At 64.2% G+C, this 11,854-nt stretch carries 9 protein-coding genes; 4 read left to right on the top strand and 5 right to left on the bottom strand.

The features are described 5' to 3' along the window. Window positions 1–179: 179 nt before the first annotated feature. Entirely contained in the window at window positions 180–1,013 is an 834-nt protein-coding gene (locus KVY23_RS18275) for an HAD-IB family hydrolase (RefSeq protein WP_230557705.1), read from the top strand. Between the two features lie 480 nt (window positions 1,014–1,493). Here the strand turns inward: KVY23_RS18275 and KVY23_RS18270 are convergent, their stop codons facing one another. The 5 genes from KVY23_RS18270 to KVY23_RS18250 all read right to left on the bottom strand — a co-directional run bounded on the left by KVY23_RS18270 (window position 1,494) and on the right by KVY23_RS18250 (window position 7,582). Beyond that, the gene (locus KVY23_RS18270) at window positions 1,494–2,255 is read right to left on the bottom strand and encodes an oxidoreductase (protein ID WP_230557704.1); all 762 of its coding nucleotides are present in this window, start codon (window positions 2,253–2,255) and stop codon (window positions 1,494–1,496) included. Between the two features lie 33 nt (window positions 2,256–2,288). Further along, a complete protein-coding gene (locus tag KVY23_RS18265; RefSeq protein ID WP_230557703.1) occupies window positions 2,289–3,962 on the bottom strand; it encodes an ABC transporter ATP-binding protein in 1,674 nt (557 codons plus the stop codon). Between the two features lies 1 nt (window position 3,963). Further along, window positions 3,964–4,902 (bottom strand): ABC transporter permease, encoded by a 939-nt coding sequence (locus tag KVY23_RS18260; RefSeq protein ID WP_230557702.1) that lies wholly within the window; start codon window positions 4,900–4,902, stop codon window positions 3,964–3,966. Then, window positions 4,895–5,818, bottom strand: a complete 924-nt coding sequence (locus KVY23_RS18255) for an ABC transporter permease (RefSeq protein WP_206509041.1) — start codon at window positions 5,816–5,818, stop codon at window positions 4,895–4,897. Before KVY23_RS18255 ends, KVY23_RS18260 begins: the two co-directional genes overlap by 8 nt. A 144-nt stretch (window positions 5,819–5,962) precedes the next feature. Next, window positions 5,963–7,582 (bottom strand): ABC transporter substrate-binding protein, encoded by a 1,620-nt coding sequence (locus KVY23_RS18250; RefSeq protein WP_230557701.1) that lies wholly within the window; start codon window positions 7,580–7,582, stop codon window positions 5,963–5,965. 490 nt (window positions 7,583–8,072) lie between these two features. Here KVY23_RS18250 and acs point away from each other — a divergent pair, with 490 nt between their 5' ends. From acs to KVY23_RS18235, 3 genes are all read left to right on the top strand, one after another. Further along, window positions 8,073–10,016 (top strand): acetate--CoA ligase, encoded by a 1,944-nt coding sequence (gene acs, locus KVY23_RS18245; protein ID WP_230557700.1) that lies wholly within the window; start codon window positions 8,073–8,075, stop codon window positions 10,014–10,016. Window positions 10,017–10,150: 134 nt separating this feature from the next. After that, window positions 10,151–10,687, top strand: coding sequence for a phage holin family protein (locus KVY23_RS18240; RefSeq protein ID WP_139318027.1), 537 nt, complete (start codon window positions 10,151–10,153; stop codon window positions 10,685–10,687). 21 nt (window positions 10,688–10,708) lie between these two features. Continuing rightward, window positions 10,709–11,656: an alpha/beta fold hydrolase gene (locus KVY23_RS18235; RefSeq protein WP_230557699.1), complete on the top strand. Its 948-nt coding sequence runs from the start codon at window positions 10,709–10,711 to the stop codon at window positions 11,654–11,656. The last annotated feature ends 198 nt before the right edge of the window (window positions 11,657–11,854 follow it).

The following is an 11,854-nucleotide window of genomic DNA, read 5'->3' as shown; positions in this document are numbered from 1 at the left end:
GAGGCGAGGGTCGTCTAGTTCAGCCCCGGGGGGTCGGGCTGAACATGTCCGAGCTAGTCGGACTGGATCGATACTACACCTGCGACGCGCGCTGTTTGCAAGTTCAACCTTGTCGATTTTCGAGCATCGATAGCGGCACGGACACCGGCGTGTCACCGAAGACAACTATTGTGAGGACCGTGACCACGAGCGCCAGTACAGACACAGCCGAATCCGTACTTCCCACCAGAAGAATTGCCGCATTCTTCGACCTGGACAAGACGATCATCGCAAAGTCGAGCACGCTCGCGTTCAGCCGACCGTTCTTCGATCAGGGGCTGATCAACAGGCGCGCGGTGCTCAAGAGCAGCTACGCACAGTTCCTCTTCCTGCTCTCCGGGGCCGATCACGATCAGATGGAACGTATGCGGGCCCACATCGCGAACATGTGCGCAGGATGGGACGTCGAGCAGGTGCGCTCGATCGTCGCCGAAACACTGCACGACATCGTCGATCCACTGGTCTTCGCGGAGGCCACCGAACTCATCGCCGACCACAAACTCCGGGGGCACGACATCGTCGTGGTGTCGGCCTCCGGCGACGAGATCGTGCATCCGATCGCCGAGGCCCTCGGCGCCGACATGTCCATGGCGACGCGGATGGAGGTCGAGGATGGCCGCTACAACGGCACCATCGAGTTCTACTGCTACGGCGAGGGAAAGGTCGAGGCCATGAGAGAGTTGGCGCAGGAGCGTCGATACGATCTCCAGCACTGCTTTGCGTACTCCGACTCGATCACCGACCTCCCTATGTTGCGTGCCGTCGGGCATCCCACCGCGGTCAATCCCGACCGAGCGCTACGCAAGGAAGCTGCATCCTCGGGCTGGCCGATCCTGACCTTCTCCAACCCGGTGTCACTGCGGTCGCGGATCCACAGCCCCTCGGGCACGACGGTAGCGGCAAGCGCCGCAGTCGGTTTCAGCGCACTGGTCGCCGGAGCCGTCACCTACGGCCTGCTCCGAAGAAAACGCTGACGCCGACGCCAATCTCGCGAAACACTTGATGTGAGCGGCATTGCGGGGTAGAAATGAGTTACGGAAGAACGGAAGGCCAAGTTCGAACCGGAAGAGAAGGTTCGCACTCCCGACCGCAATTCCCAGCACGGACATCAGGCATCCCACGCGGAGCGCGCCGCTGACAGGGCAGAAGCGCTGTGGGCCTGCGAGATTCGGGAAGTAGCAGCAAGAACCCTGCACCGGTTGCAGGGATGACCTCCTACTCCACCGAACCCACGCCGAGGCCTCGCGATCAATGTATCGCCACAGCCCAATTTGCACGCTTGGTATCCCGATCGTCCGTGCTAACGGGCGGCGAAGTCGACTCACCTCGGCGGCGCCGCCCTTTTGGTGTGCATCCGCCCTTTGGTTGCATCGAGTGTGGTTGCATCGAGTGTGGTTGCATCGAGTGTGGTTGCATCGAGTGTGGTTGCATCGAGTGGCGATTGCCGCGAATGTCTACTTGCTCCCAGATTCTGCGGCAGCCTCGGCGATGGACGTCGCCTCCATCGCCCCGGCTTCCAGCGCGCCGCAACACAGCATCACCCAACTGCCGACACCGTTGGCTGTACCCGAGGCGAAACTCGCGGCGCCATCCCGATATGCCTGTGAACGACGCATCCAACTGACCTCCGGCACACCGAGGTTGTGCGGATCGAGTCCCGAGGAGGTGGCAACCAATCGCGAGGCGGCGCGGGCGACGATACCGTCGGCCGACCCGAAGGGCTTCATCGTGAGCAGTTCCCCGTGCACGATGGCAGCGATGACAGGGGCGGGCGCCGAGGTCCCACCGGTGACCAGTTGAGCCAGCAGGTCGAGGCGCTCTCCGACATGGTCGTCCGATCGCGGCCGTCCGAGCAGCGCGTCGTCGTCGACGAGGTCCGCGGCAGCGAGCAGATGCAGGCGAGCCAGAGCTTGGAGAGGCGCCCGCTTCCATACCTGCAGCATGTTCGCCAAAGCGTCACCGTCGAGCGCCGACGCCACCCGCAGCGATCCGGCGAGCACGGGATCGCCGTCCTCGCCCTCGCGTGGGAAGTCCATCGAGCCGCCCTCGAGTGCGGAGGAGGATCGGGCCGCGCGGACGGCAGCCTCGGCGGCGGTGGCCGGCCAGCCTCGACGATTGGCCTTGTGTCGGTGCACGGCACCGAGGGCGTCGCGTGCGCGTTCGGCTGCGTCGACGATGCCGGGAAGTTCGAGCAGGGGCGCGAGGGGGTCCGTCACGACAGACGACGGTACCCCCCGCGCGCCGACGCGCTAGTCGGCCCCGGCTGCAAGCAGTTCGGCGCGGGCGTGGCGCCGCTTCGCCTGCTCGGCCGGATCGGGCACCGGAACAGCTGCGAGCAGCCGTCTCGTGTACTCGTTGGTGGGTCTTCGCAGAATCTGATCGGTAGTTCCGAACTCCGCCATCTTGCCCTTGTTCAGCACCGCGATGCGCTTCGCGAGTACCTCGACCACTGCCAGGTCGTGGCTGATGAACAGGCAGGCGAAACCGTACTCACGCTGCAGTTCCTTGAACAGGTCCAGCACCTTGGCCTGCACCGAGACGTCCAGAGCGGAAGTGGGTTCGTCGGCGACCAACAGGGTCGGTTCCAGGGCCAGGGCCCGCGCGATCCCGACGCGTTGGCGTTGACCACCGGACAGCTGGTGGGGGTACCTGTTGCGCATCGTGCGCGAAAGTTGCACCTGATCCAGCAGTTCCTCGACTTTGCGGTTGCGCTGGGAGGCGTCGAGGTCGGTGTGCAGCAGCATCGGCTCGGCGATCGATTGACCGATGGGCCACCGCGGGTTCAGCGATGAACCCGGATCCTGAAACACGATACCGACCTTGCTGCGCACCGACCTCAGCTCGCGGTTGCTTGCCCCGGTGATGTCGATGCCCCCGATGGACAGCGTGCCGCTGGTGAGCTTGTTCAAGCCGACGACGGCTTTGCCGATGGTGGATTTGCCCGAGCCCGACTCACCGACGAGTCCGACCACCTCGCCCATTTCGATGTCCAAGCTCACCCCGTCCACGGCCCGGAACACCGGCCGTCCGGGGTACTCGATGACACCGTCGACGATGCTCAGCGCCCGCGTATCGGCCGCTTTACCTGGGGCTGCGATCTTGCCCGCTGCCACAGCCTCGATACTGCTCCCGAGGTGTGGCACCGAGGCCAGCAACTGCCGCGTGTACGGGTGCGATGCGCTCTTGAAGATCTTCTCGGCTCGGTCGGCCTCGACGATGGCGCCGTCCTTCATCACCGCGATACGGTCCGCCATATCGGCCACCACGCCCATATCGTGCGTGATCAGCACGATGGAGGCGTCGATGCGGTTCCGCAGGTCACGCATCAGGTCGAGGATTTCCGCCTGCACGGTCACATCGAGGGCCGTGGTCGGCTCGTCGGCGATCAGCAGGGACGGGTCCGACGAGAGCGCCTGCGCGATCATCGCGCGCTGACGCTGGCCACCGGAGAGCTGGTGCGGGTAGTAGTTCACCCGTGTCTCGGGCTCGGGCATCTCGACGAGCTCGAGCAGCTCCACCGCCCGCGCCTTCGCCTCCTTCTTCGACAGCGACGTGTGTGCGCGGATCGCCTCGGTGATCTGCCAGCCGATGGAGTACACCGGGTTCAACGCTGTCATCGGTTCCTGGAAGATGACGGCGACGTCCTTGCCGCGGATCGGAGCGAGCTGCTTCTCCGTCAGGCCCACCAACTCGCGGCCTCCGAGATCGATGCTGCCCGCCACCCGCGCGTTGTCGGCCAGCAGACCGGGTATCGCCATCGCGGTGGTGGACTTGCCCGAGCCCGATTCTCCGACGATGGCCAACACCTCACCGGCTGCCACCGTGAACGAGACTGCGTCGACAGCCTTGCGCCAGACCTTGTCGACTTCGAACTCGATCGTCAGATCGGTGACGGTGAGAACTGTGTCTTTCTGGATACTCATGTCAGTTCCGTTTCGGATCGAGTGCGTCACGGAGTGCGTCACCGAGCATGATGAACGCCAGCACCGTGACGGAGAGGAAGCCGGCCGGGAACAGCACCAGGTACGGCGACGTCAGGAACACGTTCTGCCCCAGGTTGATCTGCAGTCCCCACGATATCTCTGGGGCTTGCAGTCCGATGCCGAGGAATGTCAGCGTTGCCTCGGCGGCGATGAACACACCGATCGAGATGGTCGCGTAGATGATGACGGGGGCGAGAGCATTCGGCAGGATGTGACGCACCAGAATACGGTAGGTCGAGGCGCCCAGAGCCTGTGCGGCTTGGACATATTCGCTGTGCTTGATGGCGATCACGCTCGACCGCACCAACCGCATCGCCGTCATCCACCCGAATGCCACGAGGGCGAGCGAGACGGTGAAAATGGTGCGCTGAGCAGTCACCGTGAGCAGGATCAACGCGCCGAGCAGCAGCGGGATGCCGAAGAACACGTCGGTGAATCGCGCGAGGATGCTGTCGGTGACGCCGCCGAAATACCCTGCGAGAGCGCCGATCAGAACGCCGACGACGAGGATTCCGACCACCGACAAGACCCCGATCGACAGCGAGATGCGGGCACCGTAGATGACATTGGCGTAGTAGTCGCAGCCCTGGATGTCGGTTCCGAACCAGTGCGCGGCACTCGGTGGCTGCCTGCTGTCGGAGAGCGAGCACGCCCTGGGGTCGATACCGCGCGCGAACAGTTGCGGCACAACGGCCATCAGCAGTAAAACCAGCAGCAGAAACGACCCGACGATGAAGAACGGGCTCTTGCGCAGGAACTTCCACGCATTGCCCCACAGGCTTGCCTGCCCGGCCAGCTCGCCGGCTTCACCCGTGACGACGTTGCCCGGCTGCCCCTCGTCGTGCAGATGTCGAGAAGCGTCTGTGTCGTCCTTATTCATAGCGAATCCTTGGATCGAGTACCGCGTAGAGGACGTCCACTACGAGGTTGAAGAAGATGTAGAAGAAGACGAACAGCGTCACGATGCCGACGACCACTGCGCCCTCCTGACGTGCGAGACCGTCGTAGATCGCGCGGCCGAGGCCGGGCAGGTTGAACACCGTTTCGGTCACGATGGCGCCGCCGAGCAGTCCGCCGACGTCGGCGCCGATGAAGGTGACGACCGGGATCAGCGAGTTGCGCAGTGCGTGGCGAAAGATGATGCGCCGGTTACTGATTCCCTTCGCCTTTGCCGTGCGTATGTAGTCCGCGGCCATCGATTCGGCTACCGACGTCCGCGTCAGACGCGCCACGTAGGCCATCGACAGCGACGCGAGGACGAGGCCGGGAAGCAGGTAGCTCGCCCAACCGTCGTTGATGCCGGCGACGGGAAAGAGGCCCAACTGCAGACCGAGCGTGAACTGAGCGAGGAAGCCGAGAACGAACACCGGAATCGACACGAGCAGTGTGGTGGACAGCAGCACGAGGTTGTCGAAGAACGACCCTCTCTTCAGTGCCGAGAGGACACCCGCTGCGATTCCGATGACGGTTTCGATGACCACGGCGACGATGGTCAGCTTGATGGTGACAGGAAGGGCGCGCTCGATGGTGTCGAGCACGGGACGACCGGAGAAGTCGGTACCGAAATCTCCTTGGAAGAAGCCGCCGATGTACTTGAAGTACTGCACGATCAGCGGGTCGTCGAGGTTGTAGTCGGCGCGCAACTGGGCGGCAACTGCGGGTGCGAGCGGGCGGTCACCGGCGAGCGCGCGGATCGGATCACCGGGTAGCGCATAGACCATGGCAAAGATGAGGAACGAGGTGCCGATCAGGACGGGAATCGTCAGCAGTAATCGGCGAGTGATGTAGCGACCCACTGTGGTCTCTCCTAGGGGCTTTTCACCTGCGATCGGGCCTGGGAAAGGCGCAGGTGGGGGCAGAGATCGATCTCTGCCCTCGAAAACGAGATCCGGTGGGTGGAAGCCGGGTCGATCCGGTTTCCACCCACCGGGGGTCTGCTATCAGTTGACGACGACGTCCTCGACGATGATGTTGCCGGTGTTGTCGATCTTCACGTCGGAGACGCGATCGGACCACACCGCCTGGTTCAGCCCGTAGAACAGCGGGGTCGCGGGCATCTGCTCGATCAGGATGTCCTCGGCGCGCTGGTAGTCCACGGTTGCAGCGTCGATGTCCTCGGCGTTGTTGCCCTCCGCCAACGCGGCGTCGAAGGCCGGGTCGCTGAAGAAGGTGGTGTTGCTACCGGCCGGCGGGAGTGCCGCGGTGGAGTACAGCGGGGACAGGAAGTTGTAGATCGACGGGTAGTCCATGATCCAGCCCGCGCGGAACGGCCCGGTCATACCCTGTGCATCCTGCAGCGGCAGGTACTGCGCGAACTGGAGGTCGCCGCGCAGGGCGTAGTCCACTCCGAGGTTCTCTCGAATCTGGTTGCCCACCGCCGTCATCCACGAATCGTGTCCCGCACCGGCGTTGAACCACAGGTCCACCGGCTGACTGCGGTCGAAGCCTGCTTCGTCGAGCAGCTGGTTTGCCTCCTCGGGGTTGAGCTCACAGTTCGCGCCACATGCGTCCTCGCGGTATCCCTCGACCACGGGGGAGGCGAACGAACCTGCAGGAGTGCGGGTATCGGTGAAGATCGCCGTCGCGATGGCCTGACGATCGATGGCCATGGAGAAGGCCTTGCGGACGTTCGGGTCCTGGAACCGCGGATCGTAGGTCGGGAAGCCGAGCGAGGTGACGTCCGGGCGGGGACGTTCACCGTAGTTCTCGCCGAACGTGTCGCGGGCCGTTGCCCAGGCGTCCTCGGGCAGCTGGAGCATCACGTCGAGCCCGCCGGCCTGCACATCGTTGTAGCCGGTGGAGTATTCGGTGTAAACCTTGAACTCCACGCCCTCGGACTGTGCAGCGTTATCGCCGGCGTAGTCCTCGTACTTGGTGACGGTGAAACCGCGGCCGGGAACGAATTCCTCGTCAGCCTTGAACGGGCCGTTGCCGATCGGGCGAGCGCCGAACGCGTCGGGGTCCTCGTAGAACGCCTCGGGCAGCGGATCGAACGCCTGGTAGCCCAGCGTGAGCGGGAAGATGGCAAACGGGCCATCGAGGGTGACGGTAAAGGTCGTGTCGTCGACGACGTTCAAGCCGGTCAGTTCGGTCGCGGCCGGCTCGGCCCCGTCGACTCCCTGAAGATCGTCGTAGCCCTCGATGTTGTCGAAGAAGTACGAGCCTCCGAATGCGTTGGTGCTGAGCGCGTTATAGCTCCACGCCTTGGTGTACGACTCGGACGTCACCGGAGTGCCGTCGTGGAAGGTCCAACCGTCCTTGAGCTTGACCGTCCAGGTGACATTGTCCTCGGACTCGACGGACTCGGCCACGCCGTCGAATTCGACGCTGTTGTCATCGTCGTTGAACGTGACCAACGGCGTGAACAGCGCCTTGAGAACCTGACTGCCTTCGCTCTCGGTGGTGTTGCCGGGAACGAGCGGGTTCTCGGGATCGCCGATGTAGATGCTGTAGATGCCGTCTCCTCCCGACGCCGAGCCACCGTCGCCGCCACAGGCAGCGAGCAGGCCAGCACTCGTCAGGACAGCCGTGGCGATAACCGCGGCACGTTTGATTCGCACAAAATCCTCCATCTAGATGTGAGCACAGGGTCACCGTGCTCAGTCCCTCGGGCGCGACGCCCTCAGGATCGGTGGGCGATCGCAAACCGTGGCTCGGTGAAGCCACGGAACGATCCAATGGAAGGGACTTTAGACACATCGCGGACCGAACATGCGAACTCCCCCGACATTCGCACGCACGACGAACGAGCCGAAACACGGCCGAAACTTTTCGGCAACTTGTTTTTCGTGGCTTCGGAGTTCACGGCACGACAGCGGGTCGGGGACTAGAGCCCTCCTACCGTCCACCGCGCAGAACCTACCGATCGCCGCAGATCACAGGGTTGCAGGGCGCTGCAACGGTGCGATGACGCTCACATGTGACTACCCTCACAAGAGCTCCCGCAGGGGACCTTGGCCGACCGGTTCAGCCCGGATTCGCCGGTGTGTTCTGCGGGTGACGTGACGGGGCCAACGAGCGAGATCGACGGACGAGAGAGAGCTATTCGAGATGACGACCAGTACATCCGGAGCACCGGAGACTGCGGCAGATTCCTACCCGCCCACGGCGGAGTTCGCCGCCCAGGCCAACGCAACCTCAGATCTCTACGCTGAGGCGGAGCAGGATCGACTGGCATTCTGGGCCAAGCAGGCGCGCCGACTCCACTGGCACACTCCGTTCACCGAGGTACTCGACTGGTCCGACGCACCCGTCGCCAAGTGGTTCGCGGACGGCAAGCTCAACGTCGCCTACAACTGCGTGGACCGCCACGTCCTGGACGGCTACGGCGACCAGGTCGCCATCGCATGGGAGGGCGAGCCCGGCGACAGCCGCGACGTCACCTACTCCGACCTGCTCGCCGAGGTGAGCCAGGCCGCCAACACCCTCACCGACCTCGGACTCGTGCCCGGTGACCGCGTCGCGATCTACATGCCGATGATCCCCGAGGCCATCGTCTCCATCCTCGCGTGCGCACGCCTCGGGCTGACGCATTCGGTGGTCTTCGCCGGTTTCTCGGCCACGGCGCTGCGCTCACGCGTCGACGACGCCGAAGCCAAACTCGTCATCACCACCGACGGCCAGTGGCGCCGCGGCAAGGCCGCGCCCATCAAGGACACCGTCGACCAGGCCGTGGACGGGGCCGGTTCGATCGAACACGTGCTGGTGGTCAAGCGCACCGACTCCGAGGTCTCCTGGACCGACGGCCGCGACCTGTGGTGGCACGACACCGTCGCACAGGCATCGAAGGAGCACGAGGCGCAGGCGTTCGACGCCGAGCACCCCCTGTTCATCCTTTACACCTCAGGCACCACCGGTAAGCCCAAGGGCATCATTCACACCTCCGGCGGATACTTGACACAGACCTCCTACACCCACCACAACGTCTTCGACCACAAGCCCGGCAAGGATGTCTACTGGTGCACCGCCGACATCGGTTGGGTCACCGGGCATTCGTACATCGTGTACGGCCCGCTCTCCAACCGCGCCACCCAGGTCGTCTACGAGGGGACCCCCAATTCCCCTGACGAGCACCGTCATTGGAACATCGTCGAGAAGTACAAGGTCTCGATCTACTACACCTCCCCCACCCTGGTGCGCACGTTCATGAAGTGGGGCAGGGAGATTCCCGACGCACACGACCTGTCCTCGGTCCGTCTGCTAGGCAGCGTCGGCGAGCCGATCAACCCCGAGGCCTGGCGTTGGTTCCGCGATGTCGTCGGCGGCGGAACCGCCCCCATCGTCGACACATGGTGGCAGACCGAGACCGGTTCGATCATGATCTCCCCGCTCCCCGGCGTCACCGCCACCAAGCCGGGATCGGCCATGACCCCGCTGCCGGGTATCTCGGCCAAGATCGTCGACGACGAGGCGAGGCCGCTGGGCAATGGCGGCAACGGGTACCTCGTCCTGGACGAGCCGTGGCCGTCGATGCTGCGCGGCATCTGGGGCGACATGGACCGCTACCGCGACACCTACTGGTCCCGCTACGCCGAAGAGGGCTGGTACTTCGCCGGCGACGGCGCCAAGTACGACGAGGACGGCGCACTGTGGGTGCTCGGCCGCGTCGACGACGTCATGAACGTTTCCGGCCACCGCATCTCCACCTCCGAGGTCGAGTCCGCTCTGGTCACCCACCACGGTGTCGCCGAAGCGGCTGTCGTCGGCGCCGCGGACGACACCACCGGGCAGGGCATCGTGGCATTCGTGATCCTGCGCGCCGGTGTCGAGAACACCGGTGACGCGTTGATTGCCGAACTCAAGGCTCAGGTGTCGACCGAGATCTCACCGATCGCGAAGCCGCGCGAGATCTCGATCGTGCCCGAGCTGCCGAAGACCCGCTCGGGCAAGATCATGCGACGGTTGCTGCGTGATGTTGCCGAGGGCCGCGAGCTCGGCGACGTCTCCACCCTTGTCGATCCCAAGGTGTTCGAGTCGATCAAGAAGGGCCGCTAGCGGCACGTGCGTGGAAATACGACAGTGACCCGAGGTCACTGTCGTATTTCCGCGCACAGGCGTCGAATCCGCCTCCCTGAAGCACTGCGACTCGGGTCGGCACTAGTCTTATTGCGAAGCCCGGACGAGAATCGATGAGCATCAGCAACTGGAGGGTCGAGAAGTTGAGCCAGACCAAACGTGGCAACGGTAAAGCTGACTACCCGGACGGAGTTCCTCACACGATCTCCTCCATCCCGTTGTCGGACGCGGACTACCGAGCTCCAGGCACCGGCAGCATCGGAAGCCTCGTCAAGGACGCGACAACCCAGGTTTCGACGCTGGTGCGCGCCGAGGTCGAGCTCGCCAAGGCCGAGGTCACCGGGGAGATCAAGAAGGGTCTGCAGGGCAGCCTCTTCTTCGCGCTCGCACTCGCTGTCCTCGCCTTCAGTGCGTTTTTCTTCTTCTTCTTCCTCGCCGAAACGCTGGACATCTGGTTGCCGCGCTGGGCGGCTTTCCTGATCGTCTTCGTGTTCATGGTGCTGGTGGCGGCCCTTCTCGGATTCCTCGGCTATCTGCGAGTGAAGAAGCTGCGCAAGCCGGAGAAGACGATCGATTCGCTCAAGCAGACGTCGAGTGTGCTGCCGAATCAGCACCAATCCGTTCCGGGAATTCCCGGTTACAAGCAGTAGACCCCTCCGCTTCGGGACCTCATGACTGCGCCGGATCCATCCACGGTCCGCTTCGCCGGGCCGTGGCAGCACCGCGACATCCATGCGAACGGAATCAGATTTCACGTCGTCGAGGCAGCCGCCGACGGTGCCGACCTCCCCGCCGACGCGCCGCTCGTCGTGCTGCTGCATGGCTTCGCTGATTTCTGGTGGTCGTGGCGTCATCAACTGACGACTTTGGCGGCGGCGGGCTGCCGCGCGGTGGCGGTGGATTTGCGTGGCTACGGGGACTCCGACAAGCCACCACGCGGCTACGACGGTTGGACGCTCGCCGGCGACGTCGTCGGGCTGATTCGAGCGCTCGGTTACAGCCAGGCCACCCTCGTCGGGCATGCAGACGGCGGCTTGGTGTGCTGGGCGACGGCCGCGCTGCACCCCCGCATGGTGGATTCGATCGCGCTCGTCAGTTCTCCGCACCCGATCGCGCTACGGCGCGCCGTCCGGCGGAACAAAGCGCAGCGGCGCGCACTGCTGCCGCACTTGCTGAGCTATCAGGTTCCCCTCGTGCCCGAGCACGGTCTCACCAAGAACAACGGTGACGAGGTGGAGCGGCTGCTGCGGTTGCGGACCGGCGCGTCCTGGCACGGCACCGCGGAGTTCGACGATGTCGCGACGCAGATGCGGTCGGCCATTCGTATCCCCGGCGCCGCGCACAGCGCACTCGAATATCAACGCTGGGCCTTCCGCAGCCAGTTTCGTTCCGACGGGCGACGCTTCATGCAGGCGATGGACACCGAGCTGAGCATCCCGGTGGTGCAGATTCGCGGCGAACAAGATCGGTACATACTCCCTCGCACAGTCGAGGCGGACGCGCACTGGGCACCGAGGCGGCGGCTGCACACCGTCCTCGGAGCCGGCCACTACGCGCATCAGGAAGCCCCGGACGAGGTCAGTGACCAGATACTGAAGGCGCTTCGCGCATGTGAGTGAAAGTACATAGCCCACTATGCATTTTCACTCAGTGATACTGGAGTTGTTCGTTGAGGCGGGAGTTTGGCTCGTTTCCGCTCTGACGCCGTTGGCTGTCCTTCATGTGATGTGTCGGCTCTCGCTTCGACGGACAACGTTCACACGCGACCGGTAGGGCGGAGTGACTTGATAGGAGCCTGACCAAAGAGTCCCGTCACT

Origin of the sequence: Rhodococcus sp. I2R (assembly GCF_020889545.1) — a bacterium.
Lineage (GTDB): Bacteria > Actinomycetota > Actinomycetes > Mycobacteriales > Mycobacteriaceae > Rhodococcoides.
This window is presented reverse-complemented; position numbering and strand designations above follow the sequence as displayed.